Origin of the sequence: Pseudothermotoga lettingae TMO, from assembly GCF_000017865.1 — a bacterium.
In the GTDB taxonomy this organism is placed as follows: Bacteria; Thermotogota; Thermotogae; order Thermotogales; family DSM-5069; genus Pseudothermotoga_B; species Pseudothermotoga_B elfii.
The window spans coordinates 246,960-266,947 of sequence record NC_009828.1; the positions used below are offsets into that span (position 1 = coordinate 246,960).

Consider the following 19,988-nt stretch of genomic DNA (forward strand, 5'->3'; position numbering starts at 1 on the left):
TTTAGAACAAACTTATCTGCTCTTTTTCAGGAAGGCCTTCGAGTTCGACCAGTTTCTTGAAGCTTTCGATATGAGATTTATTCATTTTGGTCCTTCGAACGATATCTTCAAGAGAGGTGAATGGTTTTTCTCTTCTTGCGGCAATGATAGATTCAGCAACATTATCTCCAAGGTTTGGAAGTTTGTTGAAAGGTATTCTGAGTTTGTTTTCTTCTATTAAGAATAATCGAGCATGAGATTTATTTACGTTAACAGGTAAGAACGAAAACCCTCTCAAAAACATTTCAAGCATAACTTCCAGAGTGGTTTCTTTTGCCCTTTCTCGCACATCTTTGTCGTTTATCCCGGATAGTTCTTCGAGTTTCTTTTTGACTATCTCAGGTCCATGCATAGCTGCTTCCAAATCAAATTCGTCACCCTTCAAGGTGAAATAAGCTGCATAAAAAGCGAGCGGATGATGAACTTTAAAATACGCTATTCTGAATGCCATACTTACATAAGCCGTTGCATGTGCTTTTGGAAAAAGATATTTAATCCTCTTACAGGACTCTATATACCATTCAGGGATCTTCAATTTTTTTAGTTCTTCTTCATCTTCCCGGGAAAGTCCTTTGCCTTTTCTAACGTTTTCCATTATTTTGAAAGCTTTTGAAGCATTCATGCCTTTTTTGATCAGATAGTTCATTATATCGTCGCGGCAGGCTATGACATCGGAAAGCGTTGCGTGTTTTTGTCTGATCCATTCCTGAGCATTGTTTAACCAGACATCTGTTCCGTGGGAAAGGCCAGAGATTCTCACGAGTTCTGCAAAACTTTTTGGCCGGGTTTCTGAAAGCATTCCGCGAACAAATTGGGTACCAAATTCTGGTATACCCAGTGTTCCAACATCTGTGCCCAGTTCTTCTGGTTTGATGCCCAAATGTTCAACACTCGAGAAGAGTTTCAAAGTTTTTTCGTCATCCATCGGTATCTTCATCGGATCAATATTTGTCATGTCTTTGAGAATTTTTATGAATGTGGGATCATCATGTCCAAGTGCGTCTATTTTCACCAAATCGTCGTGTATTGATTCGTAATCAAAATGGGTTGTCAGGACCATTGCTTCCTTAGTGTTTGCAGGATGCTGTATAGGGGTAAAGTCGTATACCTCGTATTCTTTTGGAATAATCATCAATCCTCCCGGGTGCTGACCAGTTGTTCTTTTTACCCCGGTTATTGCGTTTGCAAGTCTTTCCGCCTCCGATTTTCTCACTTTTCTTCCACTTTTTTCTTCATAAGCTCGGACAAAACCAAAAGCTGTCCTCGAGGCTATGGTATTTATGGTTCCAGCACGGTAAACATGTTGTTTACCGAATAAGGTTTCGATAAATCTATGTGCCTCGTCCTGATAATCTCCCGAGAAGTTCAAATCAATATCAGGTACTTTATCGCCTTCGAAACCCATGAAGGTTTCAAAAGGTATATCCTGGCCGTTTCTGTTCAATGGTTCACCACAGCTTGGACAAATTTTTACTGGCAAATCATAACCAGAACCATATTCGTTGCTTTCTATAAATTCAACATAACGGCATTTGGAACAGAAATAATGTGGTGGAAGCGGATTAACTTCGGTGATACCCATTAGATATGCAATAAATGAAGAGCCAACAGATCCCCTTGAGCCGACGACATAGCCATCATTCAAAGATTTATCAACCATTTTTTTGGCTATCAAGTACAGTACTGCATATCCATGGTTTATGATTGCATCAAGTTCTCTGTTTAGCCTTCTCTCGACAAGCTCAGGCAATGGAGTTCCATAGAGTTGCTCAGCTCTTTGCATGGCTATCGTCCGGACCTGATCTTCGGCACCTTCTATTCTGGGGGTATGTAATTTTTTCTCAAGCGGTACTATTTTCTCGACACTTTCAGCTATTTGATTGGGAAATTCCACAACTACTTTGTATGCCTTGTTAGTATCTTCAAATATCTCCAGAGCTGCTTTGAGCATTTCGTCAGTTGTTCTCAGATATGCTGCCGGCTGCTCTGATATATTTTCTTGCTGTGGAGCCTGAAGGACTTTCCGAATCTTTTCGTCTTCTGGATCGAGAAAATGAACATCACCTGTCATTACAACAGGAACATTAATCTTTCGTGCGATTTCATAAAGTTTAATATAAAGTTCTTTCAAACGTTCTCTGGTTAGACCAAGGTCATTTGTTACAGGAAGAAGGTCAAGCGGCATGACTTCAACAAAATCGTAAAATGCCATCTTTTCTTCTATTTCACTTTCGTTTGCCCCGGTCAGCATCTCCTGAATTAATTCACCACCAACGCAGGCACTTCCTATTAGTAGTCCTGCACGAAGGGCTTGCAATTCGCTCTTTGGTATTCGTGGAACACTGTAGAAATATTTAACATGTGCATTGGAGATTAGCTTGTACAGATTTTTTAAGCCTTCTTTGGTCTGAACAATTATGGTTGTGTGAAATGGTTTCGATTGTCTCAATGTGGATTCTTTTTGAAGAGATTCTATCTCTTTAAATGTGGTTATTTTCCTTTCTTTTAAGAGTTTTAGCAACTCAAGAAATATTTTTGCTGTCACCTTTGCGTCTTCCGAAGCTCTGTGGTGTGAGAATGGTCCTAATTTGAAATGACTTGCCAGCTTTTCCAGATTGTAGCTTGAAAGCCTGACCAGTTTTTTTGCTAGAGCCAGTGTGTCTATTACTGCCGGCTCCCAATTCAACTTTAAACTTTTTTCTATCCAGTATCTGAGAAATCGATAATCAAAATTGGCGTTATGTGCTACTAAGGTTGTGTCTTTGCAGAATTCCATGAACTTTGGAAGAACTTCTTCAATAGATGGCTGGTTAGCAAGCATTTGATCGGTTATTTTTGTAAATTGGACTGTAAATGCATTTAATTTTTCAGAAGGCTTCACAAAACTATGGAATTCATCTGTTATCTGCCCGTTTTCTATGGCAACGGCACCTATTTCGATTATTTCTGAGAACATTGGATGAAGACCTGTTGTCTCTATATCGACAATTACATATCTTTCCTGGTCGATCTCTATATCTTTGTCCATTCCAATAACTACAGGTTCAGAATCGTTAACCACGTAAGCTTCAACGCCAAAAATAGGTTTTATATCTTTTTTTCGGCAGGCTTCATAAAAGTACGGTATTCCCTGTACCACCCCGTGGTCTGTCAACGCAATGCTCTTCCAGCCCCAAGAAGATGCCCTGTTTACATACTCATCGATATCAAGCACACTATCTAAGTCACTGAATTTGCTGTGTGCATGGAGCTCTACTCTCTTTTTTTCTGCAAGATCATTCCTGTTATTTGGCTCTATTTTTTTAAAGTTTTTAACATGCAGTGTGGGTTCACCAGATTCGTCGTATTTTAAAAGGCCTTCGAAAACCGCCCAATCTCCCTTCTGAAGAGAAGAGAGAATGTCATTAATAATGCTGTTAAAAGCAAGGCAGGTAAGAGAATCTTTTTTATCAGTTATATGGACTAAGAGAAATCTTTTTCTTCCATCCCTCAGGTCCATTTTGTATATTTCTCCTGCTACTTTTACGTCATCAGAATTACTGGGCAGATTAGAGGGAGTAAGATAATCACTTTTTTGATATCTTTTTCTATTCCTGGATTTCTTTTTCTGATCTTGAACCTCTTCAACGATCAGATCATGTTTTTCAACTATTGCCTGGGATTCAACAACCTGAACATGAATTTCCAAATCTTTTCCGAGTTGTTTGCTTATTAAATCCTTTACCTGGTTCATTTTGCTTTTTATTCTGTCTCGACCAAATTCACCAGATACCTTAAGCACAACCTTTTCTCCTTCAACAGCGGCAGATTGAACATATGGAAAACTCCCGTTGAGTTCCCTTCTCAGTGCATCTACATCTATGGATATTTCTTTAAACGCTTCCACAGGGTAAAAACTGACAGGAACCTCAAAAAAGCTTTCCAGTAATTTTCTTAGCTCGTTCGTATTTTTTACACATCTGTCTGTTTTTATCAAAAGTTCATTTGACACGCTGTCAAAAAAAACACTCTCTATTTTGCAATCTTCTTTAAAATCTATGCCGAGTTTACTTAGAAAATCTTTAAGGTTTATCTGCACATGTTCAACCGAGACAGCTTTCATTAAGAAAACCTCCGTGTAATATTTCTAACTGCACAGTGACACCATGCAATTGCCAGTCCATCGGCTGCGTCATCTGGTTTTGGTAACTCTTTTAAATTCAGCAGGATTTTAATCATCTGCTGAACATCTTTCTTAGATGCTTTTCCACTACCAGTAACCGCTTTTTTGATTTCGTGAGGTGTATACTCAAACACTGGTATGTTCCTTTGCGCAGCTAAAAGTAAAACTATTCCCCTTGCTTCTCCAACAGATATAGCTGTGGTTATGTTTCTTGAAAAGAACAATTTTTCCATTGCAATTTCCGATGGCTTGAAATTGTCAATCACATTGCTAAGTTCCTCGTACAAAACTTTCAATCTCAATGCTATATTCTGCTGCTTTTCAGTTTGTATAGTTCCATGGCTAACATGTTGAAAAGAATTTCCACTGACTGAAAGAACCCCATAGCCCAAAATACCAAACCCAGGATCTACACCAAAAATTATCAACTTCTACACCTCAAATCTCTTTGGCAGGCAAAAAACATTATAGACTAATCAAAAAGTTAATGTGGTTACCTGTGGTTTAAGAGTTGAACAAAAAATTCCAAAGTTGTTCGTCAATGTTTTTCTTCATCGATTCTTAGAACGGCTAAGAACGCTTCTTGAGGGATACTTACTTGCCCTATTTCTCTTAATTTTTTCTTTCCTTCTTTTTGTTTCTCGAGTAATTTCATTTTTCGTGTCACATCTCCGCCATAACATTTCGCAAGCACATCTTTTCTGAGTGCTTTTATGTCTGCTCGCGCAATTATCCTTCCGTAAGCTTTAGCCTGAATAGGAATTTCGAATTGATGACGTGGAATAAGCTCTGAAAGTTTGTCGACCAGTTTTTTTGCGACAATGTATGCCTTGCTTTTGTGAACTATAGTAGATAGGGCATCTACAGGTTCTTTGTTTATAAGTATAGATATCTTCACAACATCTGATTCTTCATATCCTAAAAATTCGTAGTCCATTGAAGCATATCCGTGACTTATAGCTTTCAGCCTGTCGAAGAAATCCGTTATTATCTCCGCAAGTGGAACCTTAAAATACATTATCACCCTGTTTTTACCGGCATTTTCAGTGTGAAGGAGATTGGCCCTTCTTTCGTTCTGGAGGTTTGTAAAAATGTCTCCAACGTAATCGGAAGGTGTTATGATGGAGAGCTTTACAAAAGGTTCATAGATTTTCTGTATCTCATCTTCATCGGGAAATTTTGCTGGATCATTCACAAACATTTCGTTGCCATTGCTCAGCAAGATTTTGTATTCAACATTTGGTGCGGTCAGAATAACGGCAATTTCGTATTCGCGTTCAAGTCTTTCGCGCACTATATCCATATGTAAGAGTCCGAGAAATCCGCAGCGGAACCCAAATCCAAGTGCTGGTGAGTGCGTCGGTTCGAAAAACAGTGCCCAGTCGTTGAGTTTAAGTTTTTCAAGAGACTTCTTTAATTCCTCATAATACTCCGGTAATCCTGAAAACATACTTGCGTAAACCATCGGTTTGATTTCTTTATATCCTGGCAGAGGACTATCTGATGGAAAAGCAGCGTTTGTTATGGTATCACCAACTTTAGCATGCCCAACTTCTTTTATACCGGCTATTATATAACCGACCTCTCCAGGACCAAGTTCTTCAGTCGGTTTCATAAGAGGTGTGAATATACCTGTTTCTATCACCTCATATTTATCCCCAGTTGACATTACAAGTATTTCATCACCTTTTTTGACAGACCCATCGAAAATTCTTACATACACTATTACCCCTCTGTATTTATCGTATTTTGCGTCAAAAATCAGAGCTTTGAGAGGTTTTTTAACATCTCCTTTTGGAGGTTTGACTTTTTCTATTATAGCGTTGAGTATATTTTCAACCCCTTGACCTGTTTTTGCGCTGACTTTGAGGATATCGGAAGAATCTATTCCAATCAGATCGATTATTTCATTACAAGTTTCATCTACGTTTGCATTTGGAAGATCTATTTTGTTTACTGCTGCTACAAGATCCAGATCATTTTCTATAGCGAGATATGTGTGCGCAACTGTTTGAGCCTCGACTCCTTGAGAAGCATCAACGAGTAAGATTGCTCCTTCACATGCAGCCATGCTGCGGCTAACCTCATAGGAAAAATCAACATGTCCTGGTGTATCAATAATATTTATCTCGTATTCTTTTTCTTTGTATTGGTACAAAATTTTCACCGGCTGAGCTTTTATCGTTATTCCCCTCTCTCTTTCGATGTCCATTTGATCGAGAAATTGTTCGTGCATTTGCCTTGGATCAACACTTTTTGTCAATTCGAGAATTCTATCGACAAGAGTGGTTTTACCATGGTCAATGTGAGCAATAATGCAGATGTTCCTTATCAAATTTACATCTTTCAACTTTGCAGCCTCCTTATCCAATTTGTGGGCATAGCCTGCGCTTTTCCAAGAAAACCGTCGGTTGTCTCAGCACAAAAAAGTGCATCACAGATTGCCTCATATGTGCATTCTACAACTGCTCGAAATAGCAGGTCAAAAAAATCTCTGGACTCTTCTGAGTATCCTTTTTCTGTTGAAAAAGCTATACAAATATCGCCACTTGAATGATATCCCGGTGCACCAAGCATTCCCAATGCCAGAAAAGAGTGCCTCGATAGACGTTTCAACTGTCTTGAGTCAAGTGCTACGTTTGTTGCAACTATAATTATAATTGATCCATTGGCTTGCCTTTTTAAGATTCCTGTTTTAATGTGATCAGCAGCTTTGGTACCGAGAATATGTAAATCATCAAAGGCGCCGAAATTAGCAAGAACAAGCACACCCAAGATACGGTCTTTTTTCAGAATTCGTGATGAACTTCCTATGCCGCCTTTGAATCCAAAACATATCATGCCAGTCCCGGCACCTACTGAACCAAGTTCAAAGTTTTCAGAGGCGGACTCAATAGCTTCTATAACATGTTTTTGATTAACCGAGGGATAAAGTATGTCGTTCAGAAATCCGTCATTGCACTCACCGACGACAGGATTAAGAGTCCTGAATTTAAATCGAGAGCCCATATACTGTACAATTCCCTGAAAAGCGTATCCGACACTTAATGTATTGGTTAAAACAATTGGAGTCTCTATTTGCCCAAGTTCCTCGATCTGGAGAAGACCTATGGATTTGCCAAATCCATTCAAGGCCGAATATGCCGCCGTGACCGGACTTTGAAAAACATCTTCTGATGGGATTATTGCGGTAACACCTGTTCTTACAATTGTTGGTTTGTCGCTAAAAAGCGTAACGTGCCCAACTTTGACTTTTGGGACATCTGTGATAAGATTTTTTGTTGCAGGATTCAGAGTTCCAAAACTCAAGCCAAGCTGGCGAAATCTTTTACGCAAGATTATCACCTCTAAGCTATTTTAAATTATTTTATCAATGGGGGCAGTTAATATGGATTGCGGTTTTGTTTCAACGAAAATAGGCTTTGTGTCAGTCTATGTAGAGAGAGGCGCAGTAACCAGGATAGAGTTTGCTAAGAAATGCGAAGGAAAAGTGTCAAGCGAGATACTTAAGCAGTTGGAACAGTATTTTGAAGGCAAAAGAAAGACGCTGGATTTTCCGGTGAGATTTTCTGGAACGGAATTTCAAAAAAAAGTCTGGAACGAGTTGAGAAAGATACCTTATGGTAAGACAGTCTCTTATGGAGAACTTGCCAGAAAACTTAACACATCTCCAAGGGCAATTGGTCAGGCACTCAAAGCTAATCCATTACCTGTTTATTTTCCGTGCCATAGGGTAGTAGCTAAAGGCTCGATTGGTGGTTTTAGTGGGGGGTTAGAATGGAAGAAAATGCTGCTTGAGTTAGAGAGGTGCAATTTGTGAGAAAAATTTCGTTTTTTACAGGTTTGTTTGTATCTCTTGGCTTGTTGTGGTTCATATATTTTTCCACTATAAAAAATCTTGATAGCCCGGAATCTCATCTCCCAACTGGATTGATTATTCTTTACAATGATGGCTCTCCGGTGATGCTCTCGCGTTGTTTTTGGAAAGATCTGTCACAGGTCCCGCCATCGATAATTAATGCTCTCTTATCTTCAGAAGATAAAAACTTCACCAGGCATATAGGAATTGATCTTGCAGGTATAGCAAGAGCGACTGTAAGGAATATATCGCAAATGTCCATAAGTGAAGGTGGAAGTACAATTACTCAGCAGCTTGCAAGGACACTTTATCTCTCACCCGAGAGATCCTGGACAAGAAAAATTAAGGAGATGTTCATAGCACTCTGGATAGAAAGAGTGAGAACAAAGGATGAAATATTGCAGATGTATTTAAATTCTGTCTATATGGGTAACGGCTTATATGGATTTGCGAGCGCTTCAAAATATTATTTTGATAAAGATCTTTCCGAGCTCTCACTTGAAGAAGGCGCTATATTAATAGGAACTGTCAGATCGCCGGAAAATTTCAATCCGAAAGATAACCCTGATTTATCAAAAAAGAAAGCCAGGACAGTGCTTAAGGCGATGGTAAATGAGAATTACCTGAGAAATGACCAGTACGAAATGCTCGCTACGAAAATAGATAAAATGGATTTTCCAAAGATCGGTGAGCAGAATTTTGATGAGGAAATTTTTTGGAGAATCGTCAGGGAACTGAACAGCATTGGTTTTGGATTAAACGAACTCAGACAAGGATACAAAATTTATACAACTCTGGACCCTTTGCTCTCACGCCTGATTAATGATATAGATGAAAAAAACGTATCGCTGGAGGCTATAAATCCATCTACAGGAACCATCCTTGCTTATAAAGGCGTTGGTGTCACATATCCTGAAGGAAGAAGATTAATAGGTTCTTCTGTAAAACCCTTGTATTACTATCTTGCTCTCCTGGAAGGATGGGGCCCAGAAAGCAAATTGAGTGACCTGCCTATAAAGATTGGCGACTGGACTCCAGAAAATTTCGACAAAAAATACAAAGGAAGCGTAACACTTGCTGATGCCCTTATAGAATCCAGAAATGTGCCATCGGTAAATTTGTTTATGCAACTGGGGAAAGACAAGGTAATCGAGTTTTTAAAAAAAGAGCTGATGCTTAACGGTTATTATCCCAATGATATAACTGTTTCTCTCGGCACGATAGAAAGTGCGCCAGAAGAACTTTTGAAGTGCTATGCCGCTATATTCAATGGTGGTGCCGTGCTTAAGCCATACGTCGTTAAAGCTATAGAAGATCCGTTTGGCAGGATAGTTTACAGAGCTTTACCTCAGGTACTTAATGTTGTGAAACCGCGCGAAAATGACCCAATTGTGGCTAGTGGCTTACTTTTAGATATAATGAAGCAGGTTGTGAATATTGGAACAGGTGTTTACGCAAGACAAAAAGTCCCTGTGGCTGGAAAGACGGGTACATCGGACAGAAATGCGTGGTTCATAGGAGGAGATAGTCATATAATCCTATCTGTTGTTGTAGATGGTGAGAATATAACAGGTGGAACCCGTGCAGCTCCATTGTGGGCAAAAATTATGTCCTCCTATCCATACAGAGGAGTTTTTCCGGGATGGAAGACACAGACATCGGATAAAATCAAGAATACCCGCGCCGTGCCGACAATAGATGCTGAGCGTATTATACAATGGTTAAGCGAAGGAAAGCTTTCAGAAGAAACGCTCATGGAAATGATTAAAACCATGAGCGACGAAATGGTGCTCGATATATTAAGCGCACTGAATCAGTTTTCTCCTGAGCTGGCTCGTGAGTTGTGGGAAAAAATTAAAGACACAAGATCCTGGTGATCAATCAATTAAAGCTTCTACAAACTCTTTTGCGTCGAATGGCTTAAGATCTTCGGCACCTTCCCCTATTCCTATGAATTTGATAGGTAAATTTAATTCTTTTTTGATTGCTAAAGATATACCGCCTTTTGCTGTGCCATCAAGCTTTGTTATAACGATCCCAGTTACATCTACCATTTCCTTGAAAACCTTTGCTTGAACCAATCCGTTTTGCCCAGTGGTAGCATCTATGACCAGCAAAACCTCGTGAGGTGCTCCCGGGACAACTTTACCGATAACTCTGTGAACTTTTTTCAGTTCTTCCATAAGGTTCTTTTTCGTATGCAGCCTTCCTGCTGTATCGATTATCACCACATCTTTTTCTCGAGCCTTCGCATGGCTTACAGCATCAAAAGCAACTGCGGCAGAATCAGCTCCTTCGGAATGATAAATAACCGTAGAGCCAGTTCTTTCTCCCCATTCTCTTAATTGTTCTATTGCTGCTGCCCTGAAGGTATCTGCTGCACCCAATACAACTGTTTTCCCAGTTGATTGAAAATACGCAGCGAGTTTTGCTACAGTTGTGGTTTTACCTGTTCCATTAACTCCAACAACTGTTATCACAAAGGGAGGTTGATCTGGTGAATTAAGCTTGCTATCGAAAGAAAGCAGATCAATCATTATTTCTTTTAAAGTTTCGAGTGCATCATTGGTTTTGCTCTGTTTCAATTGCTCTATTATGTATTCTGTTGTTGGATAACCGACATCTGCCATCAGCAATCTTTCTTCAAGCTCTTCGAGAATTTCATCGCTTATTTTGCTACCTTTAAGAATTTGTGAAAGTCCTTCAAACAGCGCTTTTCTTGCTCTGGAAAGTCCTGTTTTAAGTCGTTCGAAAAATCCCATTTTTACACCCTTTCGTGCGGATTGTATTCTTCAAGCATCTTGAAAAGAACCGAATTAATTTTACTTAACTCTGCGCTTACTTTGATACTTTTGGAGCTGTTTCGTGATTTTAGTTCCACCATACCTTCTTTAAGGCTTTTTCCTACAGTTATTCTTAAAGGAAAACCTATCAAATCGGCATCTTTGAACTTCATTCCTGGCGAGATGTCTCTGTCATCAAGCAATACATCTATTTCTGAACTTAACAGAGAATTGTACAACTTTTGTGCGAAAATCCTCTGATCCTGATCCTGAGCTGATACGACAGTTATTATCAATTCAAAAGGAGCAACAGATCTTGGCCAGAGGATACCATCTTCATCGTGCAATTGTTCTACAATAGCTGCCATAGTTCTTGAGATACCCCAGCCATAGCAACCCATAATGAAGGGTTTTACTTCTCCTTTATCATCCATGTAAAGGGCATTCATGGCTTTTGAGTATTTTGTTCCCAGTTTGAATATCTGAGCAATTTCTATTCCTTTCGAACCTGTCAGCTGTTCACCGCAAACTGGGCATGGATCGTTTGGCTGGACTACTCTGAGGTCTGTGTAGGAATCTGGTGAAAAATCCCTTCCAACATTTGCATTTATATAATGATAGTCTTTTTTCATGCCTCCCACGACCACATTTTTCATATATTTGATTCCACAATCAGCAACTACATGGACCTTTTCAATGCCGACAGGTCCTATAAAACCAATAGGCACCCTGAAGGCTTGCAAGACTTCGTCTGGTTCGGCAAGTCTTAAAGATTGATCGTTCACATGAACCTTCAATTTTTCGATATTGAGTTCTCTATCTCCCTGAATCAATGCCATGACGAAACCATTTCTCCCGATAAATAGTAAAGATTTAACTATTTTGTTTTTTGAAACATTCAAAAACTCAGCTACCTGTTCCACAGAACGAACATTCGGTGTATGAATCAGCTCAACAGGTTTTTCTATCTCCTCATCGCGGTGGTATTTACCTCTGTAAGGAGCCTGCTCATCATTCGATGAATATCCACATTTTTCGCACTTCAAAAGATTTGTTTCACCTACTGGGGCGAAACTAACAAATTCGTGTGATTCATTGCCACCAATTGCTCCCGAGGCTGCTTCTATTATGATGTATTTCAAACCTATTTTTTCTGTTATCTTTCTATAAGCATTCTTGCAGGCCTCATAAGTTTCATTCAGTGATTGATCGCTATCATGAAAGCTGTAGCCGTCTTTCATGATAAACTCTCTTGCCCTTAGAAGACCAAATCTTGGTCTTATTTCATCTCTGTATTTCGGACCTATTTGATAAAGAAAAAGAGGTAGTTGTTTATAAGAACGAAGTTCATCTTTAACCATGTGTGTGAATACCTCTTCATGAGTTGGACCAAGTGTGAAATCTCTCTCATGCCTGTCTTTGAGTTTCATCATCTCTGGTCCATAATCATCCCAGCGTCCTGTGGTTTTCCAGAGTTCTGCCGGCTGAATCACTGGCATTGAAACTTCTTGGGCTCCTATCTCATTCATTTCTTTTCTGACGATTGCCTCGATTTTTGAAAGAGTTCTCTTTGCCAACGGAAGATACGAATAAACTCCCGCAGCAATCTTTCTTATAAATCCAGCTCGATAGAGGAGTGCGTGGCTTATTACCTCTGCGTCGGCAGGGGCTTCTTTTAGAGTTGGTGCATACAGTTGGGAAAATTTCACACTTACACCTCCAGTCTTTGAGAAATTATATCAAGCTATTGTGATAATATTGACATTGGATTGATTAACATGGAGAGAGTTTTTGTGAAAATTAGATGTTTTACTGTTTTATTAATCTTTATATTTGTAACAGTTTTTGCAACTCAGACACTGATATTTGTCAGCGGGGACTTTTATCCTCCTTTCATCTTTAAAGATGAAAAAGGAAATATAGTTGGAATTTCCGTTGATATATTACATTTGCTTGAGAAAAAAATAGATGTGAAGTTTGAAATAAAACTTTTGCCATTCTCGCAAGCTCTTGAAAAATTAGAGCGATCAGAAGCAGATATGATCAATTTTATTTTTAAAACTCCCCAGAGAGAACAACTGTTTCTTTTTTCCGATCCGATCTTCAATATTGAAAGCAGGGTCTATTTCAGAAAAAATTTGAATATAAAGAACTTTTCAGATCTATCGCGGTATGTAGTAGGAGTTGTTGAAAAAGATGCAAATGAGCAATTGCTCAGGCGAAAAGTTTCTTCAGTCTCTTTCAAGTATTTCAAAAACATGGAAGAGTTAATGTATGCAATTAGAGAGAACCAGATAGATGTTTTTTTGATGGAAAATCTAACGGCGCAATATTATTTAGTTAAATACGATATATTCCATCTTTTCACTTCTCTTGAACCCATTTCAATCCAGCAGATCTACTTTGCTTTTCCAAAATCAAAACCACAGATTGCAGAACTCATAAACAGCGGCCTGGCAAAGATAAGTGACAGCGACCTTGAAAATATAATATCGCCGTTTGTCAGGACAACTCGCCTACTCCCTGACTGGGCATGGTATGTAATATTCATAGCAATAGCCTGTATCATAGGAGTTTTCGGTGTTCTAATTGTTGTGAATCGATACCTCTCTAAGCAAATTCGGAAGCGAACGGAGGAATTGCAAAAAAGAAATGAAGAACTACTTTCAGCAAATGAAGAACTCGATGCTTTGAATCAGGAGTTGAAAGCCTCATTTCAAGAATTAGAATCTCTCAACGAAGAATTGCAACAAACCAACAAAATTTTGCAGGAGAAATCTGAACAGGTTTTAAAATTTCAAAATGCTTTTCTCGAACTCTTGGATATTTCATCAAAGATGACTTATGAATCAATACAGGAGAAAGATTTTCTTTTCACACTGTTAAAAACATTCAAAAACTATGCAGATAATTTGCGGCATGTTGGAGTTGCCCTCAAATCGAGCGAGTTTGGTAAAACTCTTATTGTACTGTGCAAAGACAGTGATGATTTCGTGATTGAAAGGATAAGTGAATTGATCGATTTTCAAAGTGAATCAGTTCATGAAAGTATTCTGAATGTGGTGAGCAGGATGTGTGGAAAAGATATAGTGGAAAACTGTTCTATTCATGTTATTAAGACTTCTTCAGAAGTCTACGGTGTTCTTTTTTATGATTCAGGGAAAATTGCCAGCGAAGTTAATATGGAAAAACTGTCGTCTTTGATAGCCACATTTTTATCTTTGCGCAGTTATGTCAGAGAGCAGGGAATCTTTCATAGAAGGTTGTTAACAGTTATGACCAAAGCCTTGGAGTACTATGATTTTTACACGAAAGGTCACTCTGAAAATGTTGCAAATTATGCGGCAAAACTGGCTGAAAATCTTAGTCTTGGTAAGGAGATTGTGAGAAAGCTTTATTGGGCAGGTCTTGTACATGATGTCGGAAAAATCTTTGTCCCTCAGCAGATTCTGAATAAAGACGGCTTTCTTACCCCGGAAGAATATGAACGTGTGAAAATCCACCCGGTGAAAAGTTATGAGTTGCTGGTGGCTGCGGGGCTTGGGGATCTTGCAAAAATAGTACGGCATCACCATGAACGCTACGACGGAGAGGGGTATCCCGATGGTCTGACAAAAGAAGAAATCCCATTAGAATCAAGAATATTGTGTGTTGTGGATAGTTTTGATGCAATGACAACAGATAGACCATACAAAAAAGCATTGAGTGTTAAAGAAGCGAAAATCGAGATTGAAAATTGCTCTGGTTCTCAATTTGATCCGGATATAGCCAGAAAATTCATCGAGTTACTTGACAGTGGTGAGATAAAGCGCTAAGGCGCATTCATAGACATCGAAGGAGGTGTTGTTGTGGCTTTGAGGTTTTCACCAAAAAACGTATGGCATGTTCGCAATCGGGATGAGATCGAGCTATTCAGCAAAGATTATGCTAAGTTCATTGATTTTTCAAGAACAGAACGAATGACTATCTCGCAGGCAGTTTTGATGCTCGAAGAAGCAGGGTATGTACCAATAGAAAAATTCGATGGAAATTCAAACAAAGTATATGCAGTCAACAGAGCAAAGTCTTTGATAGCACTGAATATTGCAGGAAGGCTTGAAGAGGGCGTTAACTTAATTGCAGCGCATATAGATGCTCCAAGGCTTGATTTAAAACCACAGCCAATCTTTGAAGAAGAAAAAATAGCTCTTGGAAAGACTCATTACTACGGAGGTGTGAAGAAGTATCAATGGTTTGGTTTACCTCTGGAACTTCATGGCTACATTGTTAAGGATACAGGCGAGGTTGTAGAAATACACATAGGTCAGTGTAAAGACGATCCCGTTTTTGTCATACCTGACCTGCTTCCGCATCTGGATAAAAAAGATAGTTCTATCGAAGAAAAATTTGATGCAGAAAAACTTACTGTTGTCTTTGGCAGTATTCCTCTTGCTGGCCAGGAGAAAGAAGCTGTTAAAACTTACGTGTTAAAACTTTTGAATGAACGATATGATTTAACTGAAGAAGATTTTGTAAGTGGTGAATTTGAACTTGTACCGGCGTTAAAGACGAGAAGTGTCGGATTTGACGAAAGTTTTCTGGGTGCTTACGGCCACGATGATAGAATATGTGCCTATACAGCTTTGAGAGCTTTGATAGAAGTAGAAAATCCTGTAAGATCGTGTGGTGTTATTCTGTTTGACAGAGAAGAGATAGGAAGTGAAGGTAACGCTGGAGCAAAGGCCAATTTTTATGCCATGTTCCTGAAGAGACTTCTCAAGATTCAGGGGTGTACAGATACTTCTCTTGGAATAGATGAATTATTTGCAAAAAGTTTTGTTGTATCGGCTGATGTTTGCCCGGCGGTAGATCCAATGTTCAAGGAAGTGCACGATCCAACAAATGCCGCGAGAGTTGGCCATGGTATAGGAATTGTCAGGTACACTGGTAGCAGAGGAAAGTCAGGTTCCAGCGAGGCTCATGCAGAAATTGTCGGAAAAGTGAGGAAAATCTTAAACGAGGAAAATGTTGTTTGGCAAGTGGCAACAATGGGAAAAGTTGATAGAGGGGGCGGAGGAACTGTTGCCAAATTTTTAGCCGAACGTGGAGTTTGCGTTTTGGATATGGGACCGGCTTTGCTTGGAATGCATTCACCATTCGAGCTTGTTTCAAAAGCTGATTTATTTGAAACTTACAGAGCTTATAAAGCTCTCTTAGAAAGATTTGAATAAAAAAGGGGACATTTGTCCCCTTTTCAAAATTTTGTATCGAAGCTCAGAATGTACCTTTGCTCTCCCATAATACCTGCGTGTTTGGAATATTCATACACATATGCCGTGAACCCTATTTTAACAAATGGTATATCAAGCTTTACACCACCAGTAAGCCATCCGGCGTGCAACCCACCAAAAAGTTTTACAATACCAAAATCTGTGCTCAATCCTAAATTCAATTTTCTGTATATAGATTTTTCCTGATTGAGAAGATCCTCAAGCTCTGCCGCAACAGTTAAAAATTGCCAGTTGTAAGATGCACCAATTGATAGGATATACCTTGAAGAATTAATCAGTACATCGTTTGAATTATAAAAAAGACTGGCACCGAATCTGAAATTACTAATGTCATATATTACTCCAGCGGAAGCTGTAAAGAACAAATTATTTATGTTCGAGAAGATTTTGTTCACGTCATCTGGGACAATATTTTCAAATGAATTTTCGTCAAGTAAATTAACAGATGCTGGATAATCTGTCCCGGTAGCAGGCACGAGAAATCCTGCCATTCCTCCACCGACCGAAGCTCCAATTTTCAAATTTGAAATTTTGAACGAGCCCCCAAAAACGCCAAAATAACTCGCCCAGACACCTAATTCAACATCCTCAACTCTCATGAGAGACAGATTCCAAAAAGCACTTGTCTGAAAAGCGCCCATACCTCCAAGTGAGATATTTCCTAATTTCGACCCGTATCCTGCAGCAATATTCCAATCGTAGCTGTGCACGCCCTGCATTGAGACGAGAAACTCTGTATCACTGGCTAACTCTGTTATAGAAGATGGGTTTGAGATGTATGGGAAAAGTTTGGAAATTGACATCACATTGTTTGAAACACCTATTGGTGAAATAATTTCAAAACCAGGCGTATACAGAGCCGGGTTTAATATCAAAGCTCCTAATCCCTGGCTTGTCGTGACATATGTTCCCCCCATACCAAGATTTTCAACGGGTTTGAAAAATCCGGGGGAAACTTCCCACTGATAGGAAAACGCAGTGACAAACAACAAGCACAAGATCAGGATCATGAATTTTTTCATTCTGCATCACCACTCAACAATTCAAAAAGATCTGGTAGATAATGTGCGTCATACAGATCCTGAGTAGCTGGTGCGTCTGGCAAATCAATATCGATATCCAGTGTTGTCAGAATATCTGTTAATATATCGTATGCCCATACGAATTCATCACAGGAGTTTTCATCATGATACAACCCACTTTGGGTATTGCTTGCATATTCTGTGAAGGAAGCAGGGCTGGTGATGGTATTCTTTACGAGATCTTCGTCGGTTATAACTCCGTCATTGTCGATGTCTAAAACCAGGTTTAACATATAACATATATCATACCATGCGCAGAAAGCTGCATAAATCATGCTTGCATCATCTGTTGTAGATATCAGGGCGTAATAGCCAGAGGTAAGAAATTTTAAAAGTTCGGCGTTATCCATAAAACTGGCGACAGATGAGACTATTGTGCCGGCTTCAGATTCCAGGATCTCCCAGAGGTTTTCTGAACTTTTCATGCTTTTTGGAAGATAATCTCCAATGTTAAAGCCAAGTTCCTCAGCAACTTCGCTCAGATCGTCAATCACCTCGTTTACACTTTTTTCAGATTTGCTGGCAGATGCTTCCAGGAGAACTTTCAAAGCTTCAACCGCTGTTTCATTGAGCTCATCTTTTTTCTCGTACAGGCTCTGAGCAAATTCGTACAGAGTACTTGTTGAATCAAGAAGAGAAGTCAATTGCTCGTTTGTGAGATTAAGTCCAAGAATATTGTTTAGAACTGAACCTGATAGAGCAATAGCTTTCGTATAATCTTTAGAACTGAGAGCGTTTTTCGCATTTTCCAGTTTTTGTTCATCTGTTCCACTCGATAGAAGTGATTGAAATTCCAGATCTCCAAACAAGTTGAAAGCGCAGGATGATAGCAACAAAATCGACGCCACGATCAACCAGAGTGTGGTAATTGTTTTCAATTTCATCATACCACCCCTTTCCAAAATCAGATGATACTACAGTAAACGGTTTTATTATACTTTTAAATTTATCTGGTGTATACTTTTTACTTGTCCATCTTCTGTTAGATAAATGCCTGTATTTGTTATAACTCCATCATGAATATCGAAAGGTGTTTTCACAAATTCCAGATAAATTGCCCCTATGTTGGTTTCTTTCAATGTCATGAGCTTTGATTTCCCATTCTGGTCAGCAAACCAGACTTTCAATTTTGCAAAAACGCTGTCCGATTCGTCAATCCAGTTATTTCCATCCTCGTCGTATCTGGCAAGCTCTAAAAAGCCATTTCCTGTCCTGGGTCCGAATAATTCTAAGCCGTTTTCGATGACGCCATTCTGATTCAGATCGAGTGCCAGGAAAGCCCCGTTTTCTGGAAGGTGAATTTCATCGGTCACATTATCCAGATCGAGGTCTAATTTCACTTTTTTATCGGAGAATTCGACTGGCACATTTGAGAAATTCAGCAAAAGAGGATCCTGTAAATTTTCATGCATGGAGAGATTGATTTGCCTTGTAATTTCAAGCGATCGGCTCATCTTCAGAGAAATTTCAAATTCTAATTTTCTGCCGTCGTTTGAAAAAACAGTACCTTTTGCAGCAAAATGCAGTTTTTCTTCCTCAATGTATTTTTCTCTGATATCGTATATAACATTTGAGTCAACTGGCAGGTCTGGTTCCTTAGTTCCAGAATTTTGCGGTCTTTCTTCAAATTCAAGTACAAAGATTCTGATCTTTTTTCCTGTAAATTTCTCCAGTAAAAATTTTATGAGTCTTAGTTTTAGTTTATCTTCATCACTCAATCTTATTTCAAACAGATTTGTGTCTGCTTTTGCAGCCTTAATATTATTTATTGTTCTGTACCTCCCGGTTCTTTCGTAAAATTTCACATGTGAGTGATAACTTTTCATGTTTACATACGAGCTTTCAATTTTCATTTCTTCACCTCGACAATAATATCGGCTAAAATGAGAAAAACTGGAATTTTCACGGATTATTCAACCGACGAAGCCAATGTTATACAGGCCCTGAAGACCTTATAAGCCTGCATATATGTCGAAGCTCTGTATATTACAGTCCTTGCATCTTTTCTCTCAACTCCAGGTATAAGCAGGGACATCTCGGCAAAAATTGATTTTATAAAGCAAATTTCTAATTCAACCGGTTCTTTCTCTACAGTTGGTTTGAATTTCTTTATATTTTCAAGTGCTTCTTTCACGCCTTTTTTTATTCGTTCTTTACTCACTTCGAAGGGGTAAATTTTTGCTGAATATCTGCCACATGCTTCTTTCACAACTACGCCAACAAAATCATTTAATTCTTCTTTTGCACATTTTATTGTGTTTTGATCGCCAGTGATGAGAACAACGGGCACATTAAAGCATCCGGCGAATCTTCCGTTTAGACCAGATTCACTCAATGTTTTTCCGTTCACTTTTGTGTAAAAAACCTTGCCTGTGTAGGTATGATCCATTATAGCTTCGGTGCCGGCTTTCGCATGGTAGCCTATAAGAAAAACCCCATCGAATGTTTCGTCAATACCCTGCATCATGCTAAAAGGCTTTGGACTCCCGCTAATCAAAATGGCCCCGGGGTGAAGTTCTTCAATCAGTATATTGTCCATATTGTTGTGTGAATCATTTACAACAATTTCTGTGGCACCAGATTCAATTGCAGCTTCCACAACGGTGTTGATTTCCTTTGTCATAAGTTTTCTGAATCTTTCGTATTCTCTGTGACCGGGTTCAACATGTGATAAATTAACAACACCAGATATGCCTTCCATATCAGCTGATATAAATATCTTCATGGATTTTCCTCCTCTCAGAATATATACTTAGTTTATAGTGTTTTTTGGATTTTTCAAAAAGATTGAAC

At 39.0% G+C, this 19,988-nt stretch carries 14 protein-coding genes; 4 read left to right on the forward strand and 10 right to left on the reverse strand.

The window, feature by feature from the left end:
- Window position 1: 1 nt before the first annotated feature.
- The 4 genes from TLET_RS01235 to TLET_RS01250 form a co-directional block, all read right to left on the reverse strand.
- The gene (locus TLET_RS01235; protein WP_012002290.1) at window positions 2-4,141 is read right to left on the reverse strand and encodes a PolC-type DNA polymerase III; all 4,140 of its coding nucleotides are present in this window, start codon (window positions 4,139-4,141) and stop codon (window positions 2-4) included.
- Window positions 4,141-4,629 carry a crossover junction endodeoxyribonuclease RuvC gene (gene ruvC / locus TLET_RS01240; protein ID WP_012002291.1) on the reverse strand — a complete coding sequence of 163 codons (489 nt, stop codon included), beginning with the start codon at window positions 4,627-4,629 and terminating at the stop codon, window positions 4,141-4,143. The genes TLET_RS01235 and ruvC overlap by 1 nt, the downstream gene beginning before the upstream one ends.
- Window positions 4,630-4,739: 110 nt before the next feature.
- Window positions 4,740-6,551 (reverse strand): translation elongation factor 4, encoded by a 1,812-nt coding sequence (lepA, locus tag TLET_RS01245; protein WP_012002292.1) that lies wholly within the window; start codon window positions 6,549-6,551, stop codon window positions 4,740-4,742.
- Window positions 6,548-7,537, reverse strand: a complete 990-nt coding sequence (locus TLET_RS01250) for a P1 family peptidase (RefSeq protein WP_012002293.1) — start codon at window positions 7,535-7,537, stop codon at window positions 6,548-6,550. Before TLET_RS01250 ends, lepA begins: the two co-directional genes overlap by 4 nt.
- Before the next feature lie 52 nt (window positions 7,538-7,589).
- On the opposite strand from TLET_RS01250, the gene TLET_RS01255 reads away from it, so the two are divergent.
- Together TLET_RS01255 and TLET_RS01260 are read left to right on the forward strand one after the other, a co-directional pair.
- Window positions 7,590-8,021, forward strand: coding sequence for a methylated-DNA--[protein]-cysteine S-methyltransferase (locus TLET_RS01255; protein WP_012002294.1), 432 nt, complete (start codon window positions 7,590-7,592; stop codon window positions 8,019-8,021).
- Window positions 8,018-9,937 (forward strand): transglycosylase domain-containing protein, encoded by a 1,920-nt coding sequence (locus TLET_RS01260; protein WP_012002295.1) that lies wholly within the window; start codon window positions 8,018-8,020, stop codon window positions 9,935-9,937. The genes TLET_RS01255 and TLET_RS01260 overlap by 4 nt, the downstream gene beginning before the upstream one ends.
- Here the strand turns inward: TLET_RS01260 and ftsY are convergent, their stop codons facing one another.
- The gene (gene ftsY, locus TLET_RS01265) at window positions 9,938-10,822 is read right to left on the reverse strand and encodes a signal recognition particle-docking protein FtsY (RefSeq protein WP_012002296.1); all 885 of its coding nucleotides are present in this window, start codon (window positions 10,820-10,822) and stop codon (window positions 9,938-9,940) included. It lies immediately after the preceding gene.
- Window positions 10,823-10,824: 2 nt separating this feature from the next.
- A complete protein-coding gene (locus TLET_RS01270; protein WP_012002297.1) occupies window positions 10,825-12,552 on the reverse strand; it encodes a proline--tRNA ligase in 1,728 nt (575 codons plus the stop codon).
- Window positions 12,553-12,636: 84 nt separating this feature from the next.
- Here TLET_RS01270 and TLET_RS10755 point away from each other — a divergent pair, with 84 nt between their 5' ends.
- Together TLET_RS10755 and TLET_RS01280 are read left to right on the forward strand one after the other, a co-directional pair.
- Window positions 12,637-14,658: an HD domain-containing phosphohydrolase gene (locus TLET_RS10755; RefSeq protein ID WP_012002298.1), complete on the forward strand. Its 2,022-nt coding sequence runs from the start codon at window positions 12,637-12,639 to the stop codon at window positions 14,656-14,658.
- A gap of 39 nt (window positions 14,659-14,697) precedes the next feature.
- Entirely contained in the window at window positions 14,698-16,053 is a 1,356-nt protein-coding gene (locus tag TLET_RS01280) for an aminopeptidase (RefSeq protein WP_028843510.1), read from the forward strand.
- A gap of 23 nt (window positions 16,054-16,076) precedes the next feature.
- On the opposite strand, the gene TLET_RS01285 is transcribed toward TLET_RS01280, so the two are convergent.
- Genes TLET_RS01285 through TLET_RS01300 form a run of 4 tightly spaced genes read right to left on the reverse strand, consistent with a single transcriptional unit; the run spans window position 16,077 to window position 19,920 of the window.
- Entirely contained in the window at window positions 16,077-17,135 is a 1,059-nt protein-coding gene (locus TLET_RS01285) for a hypothetical protein (RefSeq protein WP_012002300.1), read from the reverse strand.
- Window positions 17,132-18,082 carry an outer membrane protein assembly factor BamD gene (locus tag TLET_RS01290; protein WP_148202126.1) on the reverse strand — a complete coding sequence of 317 codons (951 nt, stop codon included), beginning with the start codon at window positions 18,080-18,082 and terminating at the stop codon, window positions 17,132-17,134. The genes TLET_RS01285 and TLET_RS01290 overlap by 4 nt, the downstream gene beginning before the upstream one ends.
- 45 nt (window positions 18,083-18,127) lie before the next feature.
- Window positions 18,128-19,048, reverse strand: a complete 921-nt coding sequence (locus TLET_RS01295; protein ID WP_012002302.1) for a hypothetical protein — start codon at window positions 19,046-19,048, stop codon at window positions 18,128-18,130.
- A gap of 56 nt (window positions 19,049-19,104) precedes the next feature.
- Window positions 19,105-19,920 carry a M55 family metallopeptidase gene (locus tag TLET_RS01300; RefSeq protein WP_012002303.1) on the reverse strand — a complete coding sequence of 272 codons (816 nt, stop codon included), beginning with the start codon at window positions 19,918-19,920 and terminating at the stop codon, window positions 19,105-19,107.
- Window positions 19,921-19,988 lie beyond the last annotated feature (68 nt).